Source organism: Cellvibrio sp. PSBB006 (genome assembly GCF_002162135.1).
Classification (GTDB): Bacteria; Pseudomonadota; Gammaproteobacteria; order Pseudomonadales; family Cellvibrionaceae; genus Cellvibrio.
Genome location: NZ_CP021382.1, coordinates 2,488,535 through 2,508,058 on the forward strand (window position 1 = coordinate 2,488,535; position 19,524 = coordinate 2,508,058).

Annotated in this window: 18 protein-coding genes; 11 read left to right on the top strand and 7 right to left on the bottom strand. The window is 53.3% G+C overall.

Annotated elements, in window-relative coordinates:
- The first annotated feature begins 9 nt into the window (after window positions 1-9).
- From epsF to CBR65_RS10430, 9 genes are read left to right on the top strand one after another with little or no spacing between them, the layout of a single operon-like run.
- Window positions 10-1,389 (top strand): chain length determinant protein EpsF, encoded by a 1,380-nt coding sequence (epsF, locus tag CBR65_RS10390; protein ID WP_087466786.1) that lies wholly within the window; start codon window positions 10-12, stop codon window positions 1,387-1,389.
- Window positions 1,386-2,261, top strand: a complete 876-nt coding sequence (locus CBR65_RS10395) for a polysaccharide biosynthesis tyrosine autokinase (protein ID WP_087466787.1) — start codon at window positions 1,386-1,388, stop codon at window positions 2,259-2,261. The genes epsF and CBR65_RS10395 overlap by 4 nt, the downstream gene beginning before the upstream one ends.
- 23 nt (window positions 2,262-2,284) lie before the next feature.
- Window positions 2,285-3,649: a polysaccharide biosynthesis protein GumE gene (locus tag CBR65_RS10400; protein WP_198300935.1), complete on the top strand. Its 1,365-nt coding sequence runs from the start codon at window positions 2,285-2,287 to the stop codon at window positions 3,647-3,649.
- A complete protein-coding gene (locus CBR65_RS10405) occupies window positions 3,639-4,772 on the top strand; it encodes a glycosyltransferase family 4 protein (protein WP_232461409.1) in 1,134 nt (377 codons plus the stop codon). Before CBR65_RS10400 ends, CBR65_RS10405 begins: the two co-directional genes overlap by 11 nt.
- Complete coding sequence (locus CBR65_RS10410) at window positions 4,769-5,821, top strand: glycoside hydrolase family 5 protein (RefSeq protein ID WP_087466788.1); 1,053 nt, start codon at window positions 4,769-4,771, stop codon at window positions 5,819-5,821. Before CBR65_RS10405 ends, CBR65_RS10410 begins: the two co-directional genes overlap by 4 nt.
- A 27-nt stretch (window positions 5,822-5,848) precedes the next feature.
- A complete protein-coding gene (locus tag CBR65_RS10415; protein WP_087466789.1) occupies window positions 5,849-7,009 on the top strand; it encodes a glycosyltransferase in 1,161 nt (386 codons plus the stop codon).
- On the top strand, window positions 7,006-7,779 hold the full coding sequence (locus tag CBR65_RS10420) for a WecB/TagA/CpsF family glycosyltransferase (RefSeq protein ID WP_232461410.1): 774 nt from the start codon (window positions 7,006-7,008) through the stop codon (window positions 7,777-7,779). The genes CBR65_RS10415 and CBR65_RS10420 overlap by 4 nt, the downstream gene beginning before the upstream one ends.
- Before the next feature lie 2 nt (window positions 7,780-7,781).
- Window positions 7,782-8,885, top strand: a complete 1,104-nt coding sequence (locus CBR65_RS10425) for a glycosyltransferase (RefSeq protein ID WP_232461411.1) — start codon at window positions 7,782-7,784, stop codon at window positions 8,883-8,885.
- 50 nt (window positions 8,886-8,935) lie between these two features.
- Entirely contained in the window at window positions 8,936-10,423 is a 1,488-nt protein-coding gene (locus CBR65_RS10430; protein ID WP_087466790.1) for a lipopolysaccharide biosynthesis protein, read from the top strand.
- Window positions 10,424-10,562: 139 nt separating this feature from the next.
- On the opposite strand, the gene CBR65_RS10435 is transcribed toward CBR65_RS10430, so the two are convergent.
- The 4 genes from CBR65_RS10435 to CBR65_RS10450 form a co-directional block, all read right to left on the bottom strand.
- Window positions 10,563-11,771 carry a polysaccharide pyruvyl transferase family protein gene (locus tag CBR65_RS10435; RefSeq protein WP_157672035.1) on the bottom strand — a complete coding sequence of 403 codons (1,209 nt, stop codon included), beginning with the start codon at window positions 11,769-11,771 and terminating at the stop codon, window positions 10,563-10,565.
- Window positions 11,772-11,840: 69 nt separating this feature from the next.
- A complete protein-coding gene (locus CBR65_RS10440; RefSeq protein WP_087466792.1) occupies window positions 11,841-12,662 on the bottom strand; it encodes a polysaccharide pyruvyl transferase family protein in 822 nt (273 codons plus the stop codon).
- Window positions 12,663-12,711: 49 nt separating this feature from the next.
- Entirely contained in the window at window positions 12,712-13,893 is a 1,182-nt protein-coding gene (locus CBR65_RS10445; RefSeq protein WP_087466793.1) for an outer membrane beta-barrel protein, read from the bottom strand.
- Between the two features lie 16 nt (window positions 13,894-13,909).
- Complete coding sequence (locus CBR65_RS10450; protein ID WP_087466794.1) at window positions 13,910-15,364, bottom strand: undecaprenyl-phosphate glucose phosphotransferase; 1,455 nt, start codon at window positions 15,362-15,364, stop codon at window positions 13,910-13,912.
- A gap of 892 nt (window positions 15,365-16,256) precedes the next feature.
- On the opposite strand from CBR65_RS10450, the gene CBR65_RS10455 reads away from it, so the two are divergent.
- Together CBR65_RS10455 and CBR65_RS10460 are read left to right on the top strand one after the other, a co-directional pair.
- Entirely contained in the window at window positions 16,257-16,793 is a 537-nt protein-coding gene (locus tag CBR65_RS10455; protein WP_087466795.1) for a hypothetical protein, read from the top strand.
- Between the two features lie 50 nt (window positions 16,794-16,843).
- The gene (locus CBR65_RS10460) at window positions 16,844-17,329 is read left to right on the top strand and encodes an MOSC domain-containing protein (RefSeq protein WP_087466796.1); all 486 of its coding nucleotides are present in this window, start codon (window positions 16,844-16,846) and stop codon (window positions 17,327-17,329) included.
- A gap of 17 nt (window positions 17,330-17,346) precedes the next feature.
- On the opposite strand, the gene CBR65_RS10465 is transcribed toward CBR65_RS10460, so the two are convergent.
- The 3 genes from CBR65_RS10465 to CBR65_RS10475 form a co-directional block, all read right to left on the bottom strand.
- Window positions 17,347-18,114: a sulfite exporter TauE/SafE family protein gene (locus tag CBR65_RS10465; protein ID WP_087466797.1), complete on the bottom strand. Its 768-nt coding sequence runs from the start codon at window positions 18,112-18,114 to the stop codon at window positions 17,347-17,349.
- 51 nt (window positions 18,115-18,165) lie between these two features.
- Complete coding sequence (locus CBR65_RS10470; protein ID WP_087466798.1) at window positions 18,166-18,858, bottom strand: YceH family protein; 693 nt, start codon at window positions 18,856-18,858, stop codon at window positions 18,166-18,168.
- A gap of 78 nt (window positions 18,859-18,936) precedes the next feature.
- Entirely contained in the window at window positions 18,937-19,452 is a 516-nt protein-coding gene (locus CBR65_RS10475) for a hypothetical protein (RefSeq protein WP_232461412.1), read from the bottom strand.
- Window positions 19,453-19,524 lie beyond the last annotated feature (72 nt).

Here is a 19,524-nt window from a genome sequence, read left to right on the forward strand (position 1 = left end):
GTCAGCAGTATGAACCTGGCGGCACTTTTACGCATTTTGAGCGCGCGATGGATAACCATCGCCGGCCTCACCCTGATCGCCGTAGTGGTTGCAGGCGTAGTCACCTTACAAACACCCAAGTCCTACACAGCCGCCACGGAATTGATCATTGATGGCAAAGGGCAGGACCCCATCAGTGGTGAATCCCTGCCGGCGCGGATGCTGTCCGGCTATATCGCCACCCAGGCCGATATCATCCGCAGCCGCAATGTCGCCAACAAGGTGATTGATCAGCTCAACCTGATTGAAGAGCCGGCCCTGCAACCGGAATTTCGTGCGGCCAGCACTGAACCCCTGCCCTCGCGCGGCTGGCTGCTCTATTACCTCAAGACCGGGCTGGCAGTCACTCCCCAGCGCGACAGCAGCGTGTTGAGTATTTCCTTTAAGGCGCGGAACCCGGAACTGGCCGCCCGCATCGCCGATGCCTTTGCCCAGGCTTATATCCAGACCAACCTGGAACTGCGCATTGAACCGGCCAAACAAATCACCCAGTGGTACGACCTGCAACTGGCGTCCCTGCGCGAAAACCTGGTGGACCGGCAGAATACGCTGGCGGCTTATCAGGAAGAACACAACATCATCGCGTCCAGTGATCGCCTGGATCTGGAGAGCGAAAAGCTGGCGGAGTTGTCCTCCATGTTGCTGGTGGTACAGGGGCAGCGGCTCGATGAACAAAGTCGCAGCAAACAACTGGATGGCAGCAAGCCCGGCGCCCTGCCGGAACATGTGCTGACCAATCCCCAGGTACAGAAGATCTCTGACGAATTGTCCCAGGCCCAAGCGCGCATGGCCGAGATTGGCTCCCAGGTCGGCAGCAATCACCCCCAGTATCGCCAGGCCCAGCGCGAAGTGGATGCCCTGCAAACCCAGTTACAGCGCACCCTCAAACTGGTGGGCGGCAGTCTGCGCTCCTCGGTTGAACTGTCACAAAGCCGCGAGGAGCAGTTAAAGGCCGAGGTCGCCGCACAAAAAGAACATGTGCTGCAATTGAACCGCAATCGCAACCAACTCACCCTCTTACGTCAGGAAGTTGATAACGCCCAGGCTGCCTATGATGCAGCGCTGGCGCGGGCTTCCCAGACCAAACTGGAAAGCCGTATTGCACTCACGGATGTCGCCATCCTCAACACCGCTGCGATCCCCAGCAAACCCACCGAACCCAAGCCGGCGCTAAACCTGCTCATTGCCATGGTTTTCGGCTTGTTGTTGGGTACGGCGGTCGCCTTGTGCTGGGAGTGGATTGATCGGCGAGTGCGCAGCGGCGAAGAACTGGAAGCCAGTCTCGGCATACCGGTGTTGGCTTATATACCTCTGGAGCGGAATTGGTCCAAAAGGGAGATCAAGCGATGAACAACCTGGCACAGGCTACAACCGACGACCTGCAAGTCCCCAGTACGCGCGTCAAGATGGGCCACATGCTGGTGGATAACGGCAAGATCACCGCCGCCGACCTCAAAGCCATCATCACCCTGCAAAACGAGCGGGGCATTCGCTTTGGTGAAGCGGCGCTGTTGCTCGGGCTGGTCAGCCCGGCGGATATCCGCTCGGTACTCGCCCGGCAATTTGCCTACACCGCCGTACCCGATGCCGCCAGCCGGCTCGCGCCTTCGCTCACGGCCATATTCAGGCCCGAAAGCAGCGAGGTAGAAGCCTTGCGCAGCCTGCGCAGCGAATTGATGCTGCGCTATTTCAATACCGCGCCCAACCTCAGTCTGGCTGTGGTCGGCGCGAACGAGGCCGAGACCATTGCCCGCACGACCGCCAATCTGGCTATCGTCTTTTCCCAGTTGGGTCTGCGCACATTGCTGATCGACAGCAATCTGCGCGAGCCGCAACTGCATAAATTGTTCGGCGTGGACGGCCGCCATCCGGGTTTATCGGACTTGCTGGCGGACCGCGCGCGCATCCAGCCGTTAACTGTGGCAGCCCTGCAATCGCTGTGGCTGTTGCCTGCCGGCACCCAGGCGCCCAATCCCCAGGAACTGCTGTCGGGCAGGAATTACCGCGATTATGTGGGCGAACTGTCCAATCGTTTCGATATCACCCTGATCAGCACACCGCCCATGGCGCGCAACCGTGATGCCCAGTTAGTGGCGGCGCAAGCCGGCGCGGCATTGTTAATCGCCCAGCAACACAGTTCGCGGATGAAAGATCTGGAAAAGCTCTGCGCCAACCTCTGGGGCGTGGGCGTCCGCGTCGTCGGTGTGGCACTGCGCCACTAAGGCCCATTGCGGGAGAATTCAGGATGGGATTTGCACGGTACCAATCACCGCCCGGCCTGCTGGCCTCGCCAGTACCGACGGGTAATTCGCTGATGAGGGATACCTCTGCCGAGCAGGTGTTCGAGCAGCGTCTGGTGTTGGGTATTCTGGTGGCTGCCGTGTCTTACCAGGCGCTGTTGTGCCTGATCAATACCCAGGTCTTTTCCGTCTCCCGCGCCATGGTCGGTTTGGCCGAAGCGATTATCCTGGCCGCCTGCCTGCCCTTGTTGGTGCGCCGTCTGTTACCCGGTGTGATCGTCATCCTGGCGCTGATGGGCGCCCTGCTCTGCCTGCTGACCCTGCTCAGTGGTGAGCTTGAAATCAAGGCCTTCCGCGACTTGCTCATCCCGCTGGCGTTCTTCTGGCTCGGCTGCAATATTGGCCGCCCTGAACTGGCGGATCGCGCCCTGACCTATGCCTTCACAGTAGTGCTGACCATGGGGCTGTTCGAGTTTTTCCTGCTCGACCTCTACACCCAATTTTTCAACATCTTCGGCTACTACGTGAACATCGGTAACCTGCAGGTCATCACCGAGTATGTGCGCGACAGCAAGCTGCAAATGAACGGGATTCGCCCCGAAGGCATCGGCCGCACGCTGCTACCCGGTCTGTTGGGCAGCCACCGGGTGTCCTCGGTGTTTCTTGAACCTGTGTCGCTCGGCAACTTTGCGGCGATCACCGCCGCCTGGGGCCTGAGCCGCGATAAAGACGACTGGCGCGAGGGCATCTTCTTTGTCTGTGCCGCCGTGGTGCTGATGGTGCTCTCCGATTCGCGCTTCGCGCTGATGTCGGTATCGCTGATGGTAGCGATGCGCATGGTGCTGAGTGGCAAAGGTCTGTACCTCGCGATTCTTGCGCCCTTCGGCGCCATTGCCATTGTGATGGTGGCCGGGGCGATGATCGATGAACGCATCGGCGACACCTTCCTGGGGCGTCTGGCCATCAGTGGCTGGGCGCTGGCGGAATTTGATGTAGCAACGCTGTTGGGCGCGGCACCGGGTGAGAATTTTGCGGATATGGGTTATGCCTATGTGCTGTCCACCTTCAGTCTGCCGCTGTGTCTGTTGCTGTGGTTCAGCCTGTGGCTGCTCAAGATTCCCGATGCGCGCGGCCAGCGTTTTCGCGCCTTTGTCTCGGTGTATATCGCCTTGATCCTCTGCGTTAGCGGCACCTCGTTATTTGCCTTCAAAACCGCTGCCCTGCTCTGGTTCCTGGTGGGCTGCACCCTGCGCAATCCGGCGCCGGAAAGCCCCTCAGCCCAACCCTTGATAAAGCGCGTCAACCAGTTCCACGAAGCCTATTCCCAGGCGCCCCAAACCCAAGCCACCCGGAGGAAGGATGTCTATTAACGTCACCCATATTGTTCGCCAGTATTTGCCGTCTATCGGCGGCATGGAAGAAGTGGTGCGTAACATTGCCCTGCATCAGGCGCGCACGGGGCAACAGGCAACCCGCATCATCACGCTGGACCGCTTGTTCCGTAATACCAGCCAGCGGTTGCCGGAGCGCGAAGAGATCGGTGGCGTGGAGGTGGTGCGGCTGCCTTACTACGGTTCCAGCCGCTATCCGCTGTGCCCGAGTATCCTCGGCCAGTTGGGTTCTACCGATGTGGTGCATGTACACGGTGTGGATTTCTTCTATGACTTTCTGGCGCTGACCAAGTGGTGGCACCGTCGCCCGCTGGTGTTGTCGACCCACGGCGGCTTCTTCCATACCAGCTTTGCCTCCCGCGCCAAGCAGGCCTATTTCAAGACAGTTACCCGATTGTCGGCCAAGGCCTACAGCCAGGTGGTAGCCACCAGTGCCAATGACGGCCAGCTATTCAGCCGTATCATGAGCGGGCCTAAATTGCAGGTGATTGAAAACGGCGTGGATGTGGACAAGTACCACGACCAGGCGTCCCTCAGCCTGCAGCCGACCTTGATGTATTTCGGACGCTGGTCGTCCAACAAAGGGTTGGTGGAATCCCTGCAACTGATCGCCAGACTCAAGGCGCGCGACCCGTGCTGGCAGCTGATTATTGCCGGGCGCGAATATGATCACAGCCTCTCCGAGCTGCAAACGCGGGTTGCCGAACTGGGGATCAAGGATCACGTACAACTGGTGGCCAACCCCAGCGATGAGCAGATCCGCACCCTGTTGCAGCAGGCCAGTTATTTTCTCTGCCTGTCGCGCCATGAGGGTTTCGGCATCGCGCCCATTGAAGGCATGAGCGCCGGGCTGACGCCCATCCTTTCTGATATTCCTCCATTCCAGCGCTTGGCTAAGCGCTCCGGTCTGGGCTTCACTATCAATACCGATGCATCCCCGGATGCCGCCATAGACAGCCTCCTGCAACTTCATGCGGAGGGGCAGGATGCCTATCTGGCGCGGCGGCGCATTGCCATGTCTTTCTCCCGGCAGTACGCCTGGCCCAGAGTAGCTGATCGCTACCTGGAGTTGTACGACAAGTTAGGAGGTCGACCGTCATGAAATCCCTTATCCACCTTGTTATCTGCGCACCCTTGGCATTGTTGCTCACGGTGTCCACTGCCCATGCGAATAATTGCCTGAGTTCACCACGCCTCACCGGCGTCAATATTGCCGGTGCCGAGTTTAATTCGAAGCGTTTACCGGGCGTGATCTTCAAGGATTACACCTACCCGAAAGACTCGGAACTGGCGTACATCGCCGCCCAGGGCGCCAACATCATTCGCCTGCCCTTCCGCTGGGAACGCATACAGCCGGAAGCGAACAAAGCCCTCAATGCCGACGAACTCAAACGGTTGAAAAATACCGTTAGCAAAGCCAGCGCCGAGGGGTTATGCGTCCTGCTGGATGTGCATAACTATGCCCAGTATTACGGCGAGTCCTTCAAAGAAAAGCCCGCCCTGGAAGATGCGTTTGTCGACTTGTGGAAGCGCCTTGCAGATGAGTTTACCGATCCGACCCAAACTATCTTCGGTCTGATGAACGAGCCGGCGCATATGCCGGTAGATAGCTGGGCCGACCTGGCCAAACGCACCCTGAAAACCCTGCGCGATGAAGGCGCCACCAACCGCATATTTGTCGGCGGCGGCGGCTGGAGCGGTTTACACGATTGGTTCAAACCCAAGGGCGACACCACCAATGCAGCGGAATTCGCGGACCTGAAAGATCCGCTCAAGCGCACCACCATTGAAGTGCATCAGTACGCCGATGAGTGGTATTCCGGCACCAAGATCGACTGCCATCCGCCAGATCATTTTGATCCCAGGTTCGAACGCATCAGCGCCTGGGCCGCGGAACATAATCAGCAACTGTTCCTCGGCGAATTCGGCATGGCCACCACCGAAGAATGTTTGCAGGTGTTGGAACGTATCCTGTCACTAATGGAAGGGCCGGTGTGGAAAGGTTGGAGCTACTGGGCTGCTGGCGGCTGGTGGGGCGACTATCCCTTTGCGTTGAACACCAACGCCGCAACACCCTCCTTGCAGTGGAAACCGCTGAAAGATCATTTCTATGTTGAAAATCCACCTAATCCGCCGGAACCGGTGAATTAATTTTTCGCACGCTATGGGAGCCTGCCTATGAATTCGCAAGCCGCTGTTAAGGAACAACCGTCTACCGCGACGGATAATTTCCTGGTGCTTTCAGCGCACGACTATCGCTCTCCGCGCAAGGCGAGTATCCATTTCATTACCAATGAATTGGCCAAGCGCGGACCGACGCGATTTTTTTCACTGCGTTACAGCATGCTCTCGCGTTACACCGCCGACCCGCGTTTGTCGCTGGATGACCAGGCCAATCGCATCGCCACCCATCAGGGTGTGGAATGTTATTTGTGGAAGACCATGATCCACCCGTTCAACACGCGGCGTTCCTGGCTGCGCCCGGCGGAGAGCATCATGTATCGTTGGTACAGCCAGGGGCGTAACAATGTGTTGCGCCAGTGGATCAAGGACGCGACGGTCATCCTGTTGGAAAGCGGTGTCGCACCGGTATTTTTTGATTTGATTAAACAGTTAAATCCTTCCGCTAAAATTTTGTATCGCGCGTCGGATTCGCTGGAAGCCATCAACGTGGCCGAGTATGTCAATGATGCTTTCGCGCGTATCGCTGGCGACATCAATACTATCGCCCTACCGTCCAGAGCATTGGTGGACAGTATTCCCAGTCGCCACAATTTGATTTTTGTTCCTCACGGTATTGATCATTCCGTCGCGGAGAAAGCTGATCCATCGCCCTATGAAGGCGAGGGTATTCACGCGGTATCCGTGGGTTCCATGTTGTTTGATCCCAGCTTTTTTGTGCTCGCGTCCAAACGTTTTCCGCAGATCCATTTTCATGTGATCGGCTCGGGGCATCCGCGTCATCCGGAGTACGGCGATAACGTTACCGTGTATGGTGAGATGCCTTTCGCGCAGACACTGCGTTACATCAAACACGCGCGCATCGGTATTGCGCCCTATTCCAGCACCAATTTACCGGCTTATTTGCGCGATACCTCGCTGAAATTAATTCAATACGAATTTTTTAAATTACCGGCGATCTGCCCGACATTTATTGCGGCGGATTACCCGACCCGTTTCGGCTACGAGATTGGCGATGGCGATTCGATCGAACAGGCCATCAATCGCGCACTGAGCCCGGTGCAGCCGTTGGTTACACGGCAGGTGTTGAGCTGGGGCGAAGTAACAGAACGCATGCTTACCCCGCAATTCTTTCGCGATACGGAGATGACTGCATGAATATGTCAGTAAACCCATCGCCAGACACCTTGTCGCTGGGCGGCTTTCCCTTGCTGCGCACGACAGCAACCGAACTCGCACAGCAATTACAACGCGCATTGGAAACCGGTGAAACACACACACTGTTTTTTGCCAACACCAACTTCATCGTTAAATGCCAGCCGATGAAAGAGGCCATGAACGAGCAGCGCACCCTGATCGTCAACGACGGCATCGGCGTGGATATCGCTACCTGGCTGGTGCATCGCCGCAAATTTCCGCAGAACCTGAACGGCACTGATTTTACGCCGCAGTATTTGCACAGTGTGCGCGGCAAAGCGCGGGTATTTTTATTTGGCGGTAAACCCGGCATTGCGCAGCGCGCGGCGGACACGTTAAAAAAAGATTTTGATGTCGAGGTGGTCGGCACCTGCGACGGCTATGAACAGGGGCGCGATCCTGAAAAGGTGATCACCGCCATCAACGCCGCCGAGGCCAATATTGTGTTGGTCGCCATGGGCAATCCCATGCAGGAGCAATGGATTCTCGACAACCGTCAGCACACCACGGCGACGGTATTTATCGGCGTCGGCGCGCTGCTGGATTTTCTCGCCGGTGATAAACCCCGCGCACCGCGCTTGGTGCAAAGCCTGCGACTCGAATGGCTGTATCGTTTATGCCTTGAGCCCACGCGCCTGATGCGGCGTTACACCATCGACATCGCTGTGTTTCTGGCACTGTGCCTGCGCGCCGGCAAACAACAACCCACCCGGGTACCGGTACAGGATTGAGCATGCAAACCTCATCAAACAGCGAACCACTTTATGTAAAGGGTCGCGATAAAAGTAGCGGAGCCACGCACGCGATGCGCATACTTGCTTCACCGGCTTTTTCCAATGAACGGGTTAATCCCTACAACGCTTTGCTCTACCGCGAGATGCAGAAATTGGGCGTACCGGTTGACGAGTATTCACACCGCAAGGCGGTGCTGGAACCTTACGATATCGTGCATTTCCATTGGCCCGATGGCTACATGAATGAGCGCGGTTTTTTTAAGGCCTGGCAGCGTATTGCGCTGTTTGTGTTGATCATTACCCTGCTGAAATTAAAAGGCACCAAGGTGGTATGGACCGCACACAATGTCGCACCCCACGACGCGTTTCGCCCGGCGTTATCCCAGCGCTTTATGAATTGGTTTATCCAGCGTTGCGACGGTTTAATCTTTATGAGCGAAGACAGCAAGAATGCGTTCTTCAAACAGTATCAGGCACCGCAACAGCTGAAATATGCCATTATCCCCCACGGCCATTATCGTAATTCTTATCCCGCCGCCATTGATCAACAACAAGCCAAGGCTACGCTGGGATTGCTGCCCGATAAAAAAGTGCTGTTGTTTTTCGGCATGATCAAACCCTATAAAAATGTCGACAACCTGATTAAAGTGTTTAACCAGGCACAGCTTGAACAATACACACTGGTGGTGGCCGGGAGCCCGGAAACCAGCGCGCTGGCGAATGACATCAAGCACCTCGCCGAAAGCAATCCCGATGTGCACGTGTTTTTGCGGTTCATTCCGGACAATGAATTACACACTTATCTGAGCGCCGCCGACATTGTTGTCCTGCCCTACAAGGCGATCTTTAATTCGGGCGCGCTCTTGCTGGCCCTGTCGTTCGACAAACCGGTGATTGCACCGCACATCGGCGCCATGGTGGTATTACAAAAACAACTCGGCGAACAATGGATACACAGTTACCGCGACGATTTTCAGACACAAACCTTGCAGCAGGCGATTGCGCAACTGGAAACTGCTGAGCGCCCCGCTGTATGCCCGCTGGATGAATACAACTGGGATCATCTGGCCGATGCAACCGTGAAGTTGTATCAGCGTTTATAACCGGCCCGCCGTGTTATTTTTTTATTTCTTTTTCTGATCGATAAACCTACATGACCTTAAAACAACGTTTGGGCCGCAGTACAGTCTGGATGAGCGCGGCGGCCAGTGGTAACAGTGTCGTCAGCTTTCTGATTTTTATTGTCCTTTCCCGCATCCTCGCGCCGGCTGAAATTGGCTTGGTGGCTTTTGCATTGATTGTGGTAGAGGCGGGCAAGATCATCGTCAACGCCGGTTTTCCCCAGGCCATTGTGCAACGCCAATTGTGGGACGATGTTTACGCCTCCACCTGCTTTCACCTCAATATGGTTTTTGCGTTATTAATCAGCACACTGATTTTCTTTATCGGTGTACCCTTGGTGGAAGCCTATTACGAGCCCGATGCCGGGCCAATCCTGGAAGTTCTGTCGGTTATCTTTTTTATCGAAGGCGCCAAGGCAGTCCACGAAGGAAAGTTGAAGCGGGAATTTGCATTTCAGGTCATCGCAATACGCATGGTGGTCGCGGGTTTGTTGTCCGGCGCGGTGGGTATTTTTCTCGCGATCAAAGGTTTCGGTGTCTGGGCACTGGTGTGGCAACAATTGATCAACCACAGTGTCATCACCCTGTTTACCCTGACTGCTTCACGCTGGGTACCACGCCTGGTATTTTCCAAAGAGGATTGCAAACAACTGCTGAAATTCTCGTCGCCTCTGATGGCTGCACAATTGATCGGCAATATCAGTTCAAAGATTTTTGAAGTGTTGATCGGGGTGATGGTCGGGCCAGCGGCACTCGGGTTTTTTCGCGTCGGCGGACGCGCGCTGTTTATCTTGCAGGAAATTGTACTCAAACCGTTTGAACAGACCGTCTTGTCGGCACTGTCACGCATTCCTGAGCGCGATCAGCAGGCGGCTGGCACCTTACGTGTCATCAAGATCAGCGCCTACATCACCTTTCCGATCTTCTTCGGCGCGGCAGCCATAGGACCGGAATTTATTATCTTTGCGTTTGGTGAAAAATGGGCGCTCAGCGGCCAGATCATGACCATCCTCGCCCTGGGTACTGCGCCATTGGTTATCGGTTTTCAAATCAATGCGGCACTAACCGCCAGCGGCAACTCGCGCATGGTTATGGCGTTGGCCAGTGTTGTCTTTGTGATTAACTGTGGTCTGGGACTAGTGTCCGTATCCTACGGATTGATTGCCGCCGCTTATGGTTTTGCTGTGCGTAGTTACCTGACTATATTTTTTAATATGTATTTCTTCAGAAAAGTGTTCGGGATAAATATCCTGTTCGTCATGCGCTCTGTTGCCGCGTCTTTTATCGCCGCGGTGATTATGTTTGCGCTGGTATCTCTTATCAGGTTCTACCTGCCCGATGACCTGCCGGCGATCACGAGCCTTCTGATACTTTGTCTTGCGGGCGCCACCCTTTATGCCGCACTGATGATCACTGTCTTTCGCAAAGAGACACGCAATTTTTTAAACGAGGGACAGGATATGGTGCCGCAAAAATTCAGACCTGTACTGGCAAAGGGACGGAGATTACTCAGAATGTAAGTATTCTCCGTCATGACGAAAAAATTATAGACAGAAATAATCAAGGAAGCCGTAGAAATCAAATCCGCAAGAGGTCTAACGTTGCTTATTAGTCTAGTTTTCCTTATTAGCCTAATTTTCCTTATAAGCCAAATTTTCCTTATAAAAAGTTGCGTTTAGCCAAGTCAATTACACCGGGTAGGTGTTGCCCGATATGCTCACCAAGACGCTCTTTGTCATTGAGCAGAGAAATCACCCGATCCGCAACACGTTTGGGGTCCGTCGCTAATTCTTCCGGTGACGACAGCAACTCCTGGTGCTCCAGATCGAATAGCTGCAGCAAGCCTTCAAATTTATCCTGATAAGCAAAACTGAAGGTTGGTGTACCGCCACTCATGGCCAGGATAGCCGCGTGCATACGCCCGGTCACAAGCATATCCAGCTCGGCCAGCACCGCACGAACAGCGCCCGGACTTTCCGGCGGCAGCAAATAAAGACGCGCACGATCCTTCTCTTCCACGGCAGATACGGCGTCCAGAAGAACCGCTTCATCGGGTTTGCTGGAACGCGTATCGTGCGGAACTAACAGCAGTGAAATATTATGTTCCAATAATTTTTTCACCAGCACTTGTAAGGCCGCCGGAATATCTTTGTTTCGCTCGGCGTGGAGAAAATTGGCATTTAAGCCGATAACCTGATCACCCGCTTTGCGGCGCTCATGAATCCAGGCTGTAGCACTGATAGCTGACGGCCATCCGGGTCTGGGTGCAACCAGGAAAGCCAAGTCAGCTACTTGTCGAATAGGTCGGTTCAGCATTTCCTCCATGCGCTGTTTGGAGTAAGGATCGCGCGCACAAATCGTCACGTTGTCCGGCATTTCCCGCAAAATTTTCCGGGTAGGTTCCTGGGCTTTTTTACTAAAACTTGAACCAAGCAGGGTTGCTTTTCTGCCGAGCCGGGCAGCCTCGGAAAATAAGGCCAGACGGCCGGTGATGGATTTGAGATTGTATGAACCGTCAATGACGTCTGCACCAATCATGTAGAACTCAGCATAACCAGGTAAGCAGGACACCAGCAGCGCATGTTGTAGCGGTGAGCGTTTGTAAAAATAACGTTCGGATTTGATTCTGCGATCTATTTTTTCATCCAGGTCCCAGGTTTTTCCGGACATAAGATCAACTTGCCAGAAACCTTTATCCCGCAGGATACCCGCCGTAGCGGAGATCATTGCCGAATCACCCAAGCTGCCCGGCACGGTCGGCGGGATAATTAACGCGCGCTGATCAACAGCAACGCCTGCCCCGGTTGTTTCAGATTTGTTGCGTATGCTGCCAAGCATACGTCCTACAGAGATCGCTAACTTTTCCATAATGTAATCCTTCATAACGCATTAACATGAAGCTCCCTCACCCAGAAAAACTGCATCAACCCGATATTGCTAATTCCACAATTCCAGCGGAAACGCATACATCAAAGCTGTATGATCATAGCGAATAGCAGGAGCACCTCCCATTTCCAAACCTTCTTGTAAAGATGTAGCGAAGCTGAACTCAGCTTCCGTTCTTCCACTTCCCAGGTGGTAGTCTTTGTATTTAAACAAATCTTCCGTTTGCGACAAGCGTACGTAACGGGCCGGGATGCCGAAGGCTTCGGCAATAATTAAACCGTGGAGTGAACTGGCCAACACAAACTTTGCTTTCAGAATTTTATTAATAACAATATTCCAACCCCACAATGGCGACACCAGTTTGGGATGATCATTGACCAACGCCAGGTCATGCAGGTTGGGCACGACGACGTAATCGTCTTCAGCGGTAGCCACGAAACGATTCTTGAAGATATACGGCAGAAGCAATGCCGGATCACCGTAGACGTCCGGCACAACAATGCCGCGCTTGCGCAAAAACTCAGCAGTCAAAGGGCCGCGTACGGCATGCACTTTTAAATCGCCTGCGGTGAATTCTTTCTCCGGAATTTTGCCATTCCAGCCCGAGCCCCACACGTTGTCACCGGTCTGGGCAAAATGCAGGATAGACCCTATCGCTAACAGGCGCGCCGGATCGCGGACTTGATCGTCAAGGCTTAATCCGTGGAACGCCAGCATCTGGCGCGTCACAATGTCGGAAAGTCGATCACCGAAATTCACATTGCCGTTGTCAGGTGACCAATGAAATAAATCCACATGGGGATAAGGCAAACGTCCCACCAGGGGTGACGCTTGGGTAAGGTTTTTGGCGAGTGTTGATAACTTTGCTAACACGTTTGCTCCTTAACGGAAATAAGAGCGGCGATAAATTACGCTCAACAAATTAATAACGAAACGATAATCCCAAAATAGCCTGGGAAGACGTGTAGGTCCGATACGCCAAAGGTGAATCACGGTCGACCCAGCGGGTATCCAGACGAATAGAGAACTGTTCGGAAAATTCATAAACCATTTGCAAGGGTGAAATGCTATAAACCGTTTCGTCGCGGTCAGGGCCGGGGCTGTCGTCCTGATAATTTTGTCTAATAACATTAACATCGGCACCCACGCTTATCTTGGGTGTCCATTGCCACTCTGTGCCAACAAATACGGTGTGCGTGCCTGCGGGTGAGTCAGACGTTTCACCGACGGCTTGTTCACGATAGGAATAGCCGCCATTGAATTCGGTTTTTTCTGTCATCGCCCAATTAGCTTCCAGTATCGCGAGCACACCAGTGCCATCGTTCACCACACCATCGCGATTGAAGTAACCGAGTGTTGCCGTCAGATTGGTTTTGGCAGAAGTTTCCCAGACTGTTTCCAGTTCCGCTTGCTGGTAGTCAAAATCCAGATCTTCATAGGGCTCCAACGTACCCGGATCAACATCCGGATCATCGACCGGCAAACCTATTTGCTGGTTGGGATAAATACGTTCACCGTAGCGAACGCGCAAGAATAACGTCGATTGAATACCGGTTTTGTAACCCGCCTCGAAGTAACCTTCGTCTTCTTCAAAGTCCAGTCCTTCACGCAGGCCATTAGAGTGAGTTTGTTCGGCCTGACGACCACCAACACCCAAGGTCAAACGATGGCCGGCGCCATAACTGATCAAGGCGTGGGCTTCATCGCGCTTCACAATATCCTTGTCGCGAAATTCCAGGCGATCGACAGGGTAAGAATCGCGCATCCATTCGAGGCGCGACTTCAACCGGTTGCCCCATTGACCCTGCCAGGTAACACGCCCTTCATTGAGCGTTGCATCCAGATCGGGGCGTTCAGCATGATCATAGTGAGACAATTGCCACCGCGCGATAAAACGCTGACGACTCAGCGTTTTATCCAGCGAGACAAACGCCGATGACATGGTGATGCGTTCCGAATTTTCCTCAGGCGTACGTTCGTAATTGCTGTCCCACAATTGTCGTACCGACGCGCCCATGGAAAATAAATCCGTCTGCGCCGCTGCCGGCATTGCCACTAACGTACACAGAGGTATAACACGAAAAAAACTCACTGATTCCCGCATGAACAATATCCCGATATCAATAGGCGTGTTGACCAACAAAGCCCTTGAATACCGTCATCCACAGGATTCTTAAATCCATCAGCAAGGACCAATTGCGAATGTATTCCAGATCGTAAGCAATGCGCCCGGACATTTTGTCGAGGGTTTCCGTTTCACCGCGGAAGCCGTTAACTTGTGCGAGCCCGGTAATGCCAGGTTTCACTTTATGGCGCAACATATAGCCCTTGATCTGGCTGCGATAATATTCATTGTGTGACACCGCATGTGGGCGCGGTCCAACCAATGACATGCTGCCGGACAACACATTAAACAGCTGCGGCAATTCATCCAGCGACGTGCGCCGCAGAAATCCGCCGAAGGGTGTCACGCGCGGATCTTCTTTACGCGCCTGAGCAACATTTTCACCATCTTCACACACCGTCATGGAACGGAATTTCCAGACTTTGATGCGTTCACCGCGCATGCCGTAGCGGGTTTGCTTGAAGAATACCGGTCCGGGCGATGATAACTTCACCCCCAGCGCAATGATTAACATCGGTAGCGCCAGCGCGATCATCATGCCGGTGCCGAGCACAATATCTTCCATGCGCTTGGCCCACCCGTTATCTACCATCGGCGAATCATAGATGCTCAGTGCCGGTATGCCTTGCAAGCACGTTAAGCGCGAGTGCAATAAGTCAAAGTTGAAGACATCGGGGATTAAATAGGCTGAGACGGTAGTATCAGCAAGGCGTGCGATCAACGAATGCGTGCGCAACTCTGCACGCATCGGCAAGGTGATAAATACAATATCAATCTTGCCATCACGCGCGTCGGCATAGAGTTGCTCGAAGCCGCCGCGGATGGTGGTGTCACTTTCGTTGAGCCGACGAGTTGGATCATCGGTGCCTTGGCGATCGTCGTAATAACCCACCACGCGGTAACCCATCCACGGCATACCGCGCATGGATTTAGCCACGCGGGAACCGAGGTTATTGGCCCCGACAATCGCAACGCGGCGCGGCTCTGTAGGTTTGGAGCGCAGGCGCGTCAACAATGCGCGGCGTGCCCAATGCAACCCTATCATCACCACCGGCGTGGCTACCATCCAGGTAAAAATTGCCTGCAAATTTACATCGCGGAAAATATAAATCGTCAGCGCAGCGAGGCTGGCCGCCGCTGCCGTTCCCAGCCAGGCACCCATCAAACGATAGGCGAGACTTTCTGTGGAGTGGCCGCGCCACAAATAATAGACTTCATTACCTTCGGCAAAAAAGCCGAAGATAATCACCGCACTGATACCCAACGCGGTGTAGGAATTGGTCCATGCCAAATCCATACTACGCAGAGTGAACCAGAGGAGAAAAATAATCAGAAAACTATCCAGCGCGCGAAATAACGCGAGGATTTTTGAGTGATGTAGCCGGATAACTGGCGGCTGAGTGGATACAACCGGGGTCCCCGAAATACCTGGTATTTGTTGACTGCCCATAACTACCTCCATGCGCGTTACTGCTTGAACTATTCCAGCTTGCATTTTTTAAGCCAGAGATGGATATGTATGCAAACAGCGTGAGATAAGTCTCGTCGGGCTGTGAAAAAGTACTAAAAAAACTGTTCAGAAATACTTTTTCCGCCACCACTGTTTACCGTAGTGATTTCGCTGCAAGTCGCTCGCCCCACTTTAAGGCACTTTTACGACCCTACGCCCACAAAATGAAACCGTTTGAATTCAATTTTGTTGTTAGAGTTGCTAACCATAATGTTTAAAACTGCTGACCTGTTGATGAAACCTCTACTACATTTGACGCGCCAACCTCCCCTGTCATCAGGTTAACCATAAACACAACACCGACCGTGAGCACCGTCCGAAATTAAACGGCAAGTCGTCCTTTGCCTGAAAACAAACCGTGGAAAAAATTTCAGCAATGAGCATCAAAACCACAGGAAGGACTTCTCATTTTTGCGCTGGCATATCCATGAAACGTCAGGTTTTTTTACACCGCGCTCAAGGCAGCCAGATCGATTGGTGGACGTAGCTTGCATTCACCACCAAACTCCTTCTGTTCGCTTCCACTCACTAACTTAAGAGAAAAGGTAATCTGTGAACTACAATGCACAACGGATTAAAACGCTGAATCATTTCCAATGTATGAATGCCTGGAATTTCTCATCATTTTTCCGCACTTATTTTTTTAATGTAAATTGCGATGACGCAAAACAGGATACGGATCACAATCGATGGCACTTAAGCTATCCATGTCAACCCGCAGTCTTCAGGTCTGGTATTTTTTATTGAACTGGTTTAAGGTGCGCCTTCAACAACGAAGCGCTAATTAACGCGCTGGGCCTGACCCAAGGATTAACATTCAAGGAAGAAATCTATGCGATACATCGCCATCTATTGTCTGGCAATCTGCCTCTTTATCCCCTTCTCATCCCACGCCTGCGAACATCTGCAAGCAAAGGTGGACCGTTACACCCAATTAAAGCGTGCCGGTGGCAGCGCCAAGCAGATGAATCGCTGGCAGGCGCAACGCAAACAATATTCAGCGCGTTATCGCGAATGCCTGCGCGCGCAACCCAGCATGCACCGGGCCACCGGCAGCAAGCAAACAAAGCGCACGAAACCGGATATTCAAAAGCTGCGTAAGGCAGACAGCGACCATCCTGTGGTTCAAAAATTATTGACGACCTGCAACTTCTGGATCAAATCCTACAACCGCAACCCCTCACCGGAAAATAAAACCTACCGTGATACCGCTTGCCGCGCGTTGGATGATGCGCAACGTCACCCTCCTACCCTTGCGGAAAATCAAACTCGCCAGCGGCCGTTAAATGAATGCATAAAACCCGGCAATTTGCTCGACGATGATGTGCGCGAATGTATGGCGGGCACGCGGGAACCTGACTGGCAATAAATGCGATGTGTCTTTAGAATCATCACCACCCTGACGTTGAGTGGATATTTATGAGCGATTCCCTGCAAACCTTGTTGGATACTCTGCCCCAGATTGGCGAAGTACGATGGATTGCCACGCGCCCTGAGCGCGGTGCGACCATGGAGATTGTTTCGGCAGTAGAGGCGGTGGCGGGAAAAGGTTTAACGGGCGATCGTTACGCCAGCCGCAACGGCAAACGTCAGGTCACCTTGATTCAGTGGGAACACCTGGCCGTTATCGGTGGATTGCTCGGCCGCCCTGCTATCGAACCGGAATTATTGCGACGCAATATTGCGGTTGCCGGGCTTAATTTATTGGCGTTGAAAAATAAACGTTTTGCGATTGGCGATGCCGTTCTGGAATACACTGGTTTATGTCATCCCTGCTCGCAAATGGAAACACGTTTTGGTCCCGGTGGTTACAACGCCGTGCGTGGCCACGGTGGCATTACTGCACGCATTCTCGAAAGCGGCGTTATTCGGGTAAACGACAAGGTGCGGGTATTAGAAAAGTAATCGATCCATTTTATCTGCTATGGATTCAGCAGATTGATTAAGCCTTCCAGAAATAATTTGATGCCTGCCATCATCAGAAATCCGTAACACGTCCAATAAAACCATCGCTCCGACACGCGATGCAGCAAATAAACCCCAATCTTCACGCCGATAGGTGCCAAAGGCAAAAGTACCAGCGATGTCATCAAGGTCGCCGTATTCAATTGTCCCAACCAGACATAGGGTACCAACTTGATCAGGTTGATGATGGCAAAAAATAATACGGTGGTGCCCACCAGGGTTATCTTGGGCAATTGTTGCGGCAAGAGATAAATGGACACCGGCGGACCACCGGCATGGGCAATGTAACTGGTATAACCCGCCATCGCGCCCCAGAAAGTTCCGCCGATATTTCCCGGCTCGCGACGTGCCGCCTGTTGCAACAATCGCAATCCCCACAGGTAGTGGCCGACAAAATACATCGCCAGGATACCGACAAGAATGCGGATCATATCGACGTTGGTAATAGAAAATGTGAGGGCACCGGCGAGAATACCGAGCAAGGCACCGGGCATCAGCCGTTTAAGATTCGCTTTATCCCAGGCGCCGCGAAAACTCCAGACACTGAAGATGTCCATAACGCAGAGGATAGGCAACAGGAGCGCGGCGGCGATGCGCGGATCGATCATCAAGGACAACAGCGGAACAGCGAGAACGCCCAGCCCACCACCAAAACCGCCTTTGGAAATACCCACCAATAACACCACGGGTATTGCCAGTAAATAAAACGCCGGATCGTTAATCATATCTACAGTTGATGTGCGACACACTCATCACCAATGCGTACTGACTCTGTATTAATCCTGAAGGTCTTCCAAGGTAAAGCCGTTAAGGTCGAGCAATTTATCCACCAATTTCTGCAATTGCTCCACCTGGGCTTCCAGTTTTTCAACCCGCTCTTCCAGCTCCGGTGATGCAGATTTTTTTGCACTGCTGCCCATGGCGGCAATGGCATTAAGATCAGGTTTACCGCACAGCAAATGCATGTAGCGATCTTCCCGCTGCCCCGGTTGACGCGGAATACGCAGGATGATGGGGTGGGTTTTAGCGCAGAGTTGATCAAGTTTTTCCTGCAAATTTTCAGGCGAGGAAAAATCAAACATGCGCTGGGTGCGCGTCAACAACTCCACCAGGGTTTGCGGCCCGCGCAGCAACATGACGTTAAGGATAGCTTGGGCAGATTTATCAAGACTGAGGACACGCGTCAGACGCTGGTCAAAGCGATTAGCGCGCGAGCCGTAATCCACTTCAATCAGTTTTTTGTCCTGCATCTGACTCAAACAGCGCTGGACTTCACCAGCTTCAAGATTGGTAATCGGTTCACGGCTGGTTTTTTGGTTACACGCCAATACCAGGCTATTCAGGGTCAGCGGGTAGGCATCCGGCGTCGCCAGTTGCTTCTCCATCAAGGCGCCGAGGATACGCGCTTCAATTTCTGTTAACAGGGGCTCGGCTGAGCCGGTTTCAGTCTCTGACTCGGGGGAATTCATGCACTCTTCTCCACTCTGGCGGGAGGCATAGAGTATGCCTCCTGCGGAGAGATTGCATCCCCTTTTGCGGGTGCGGAATTATTCCATGGTCACCGGATAATAATCGTACTCACAATAAGGTGAATCGATATCGCAGATCTCCAGGAATAAATAGAGATCCTCAGGAATGGTATAGAAGAGGTAGCTGATATCCACAGGATCGGCGCTGGTGTCACAGGAGAGCGTCAAGTCTGCACCGTATTCGCAGATCAGGCTGCCACCTTGGTCACACCATAAGCCGGCACCGCAGCGTTCGTTGTGAATCTCCACACTGTCGGTCAGACTTGGGCGGTCGTTGATAGACAGCCGAACCCGATAATCTTCCAGACTGTTAGCGGTCCAGTAGACTTCAAATAACCCGTAATAGAGATAGGGATTTAATGCCAGCGGTGCATTAGATACCGCGGTGTCGGTGTCGTAGCTGTCGAGCATGTCATAGCTGTACAGCGCCGGCGTATAGTTGTAGGACGGGTCGGGCGCTGCCGAGCTGCCACCGCCACATCCGATAATCATCAGGCTTGTCAGCATAACCAGACCGAGCGCGATCTTCTTCATAACCTGCACCTCCACAATAGATACTGGCGCCAGAATAGGACGCAGCAACTGAATGCGACCTGAATTAACACT

Coding starts and splice junctions, on each gene's coding strand:
- CBR65_RS10475 (WP_232461412.1), bottom strand. CDS start 19,452: ATGAAGAAGATCGCGCTCGGTCTGGTTATGCTGACAAGCCTGATGATT.
- CBR65_RS10455 (WP_087466795.1), top strand. CDS start 16,257: ATGCGATACATCGCCATCTATTGTCTGGCAATCTGCCTCTTTATCCCC.
- CBR65_RS10435 (WP_157672035.1), bottom strand. CDS start 11,771: ATGGAAAAGTTAGCGATCTCTGTAGGACGTATGCTTGGCAGCATACGC.
- CBR65_RS10450 (WP_087466794.1), bottom strand. CDS start 15,364: ATGGGCAGTCAACAAATACCAGGTATTTCGGGGACCCCGGTTGTATCC.
- CBR65_RS10415 (WP_087466789.1), top strand. CDS start 5,849: ATGAATTCGCAAGCCGCTGTTAAGGAACAACCGTCTACCGCGACGGAT.
- CBR65_RS10405 (WP_232461409.1), top strand. CDS start 3,639: ATGTCTATTAACGTCACCCATATTGTTCGCCAGTATTTGCCGTCTATC.
- CBR65_RS10430 (WP_087466790.1), top strand. CDS start 8,936: ATGACCTTAAAACAACGTTTGGGCCGCAGTACAGTCTGGATGAGCGCG.
- CBR65_RS10445 (WP_087466793.1), bottom strand. CDS start 13,893: ATGCGGGAATCAGTGAGTTTTTTTCGTGTTATACCTCTGTGTACGTTA.
- CBR65_RS10395 (WP_087466787.1), top strand. CDS start 1,386: ATGAACAACCTGGCACAGGCTACAACCGACGACCTGCAAGTCCCCAGT.
- epsF (WP_087466786.1), top strand. CDS start 10: ATGAACCTGGCGGCACTTTTACGCATTTTGAGCGCGCGATGGATAACC.
- CBR65_RS10400 (WP_198300935.1), top strand. CDS start 2,285: ATGGGATTTGCACGGTACCAATCACCGCCCGGCCTGCTGGCCTCGCCA.
- CBR65_RS10410 (WP_087466788.1), top strand. CDS start 4,769: ATGAAATCCCTTATCCACCTTGTTATCTGCGCACCCTTGGCATTGTTG.
- CBR65_RS10420 (WP_232461410.1), top strand. CDS start 7,006: ATGAATATGTCAGTAAACCCATCGCCAGACACCTTGTCGCTGGGCGGC.
- CBR65_RS10425 (WP_232461411.1), top strand. CDS start 7,782: ATGCAAACCTCATCAAACAGCGAACCACTTTATGTAAAGGGTCGCGAT.
- CBR65_RS10470 (WP_087466798.1), bottom strand. CDS start 18,858: ATGAATTCCCCCGAGTCAGAGACTGAAACCGGCTCAGCCGAGCCCCTG.
- CBR65_RS10460 (WP_087466796.1), top strand. CDS start 16,844: ATGAGCGATTCCCTGCAAACCTTGTTGGATACTCTGCCCCAGATTGGC.
- CBR65_RS10465 (WP_087466797.1), bottom strand. CDS start 18,114: ATGATTAACGATCCGGCGTTTTATTTACTGGCAATACCCGTGGTGTTA.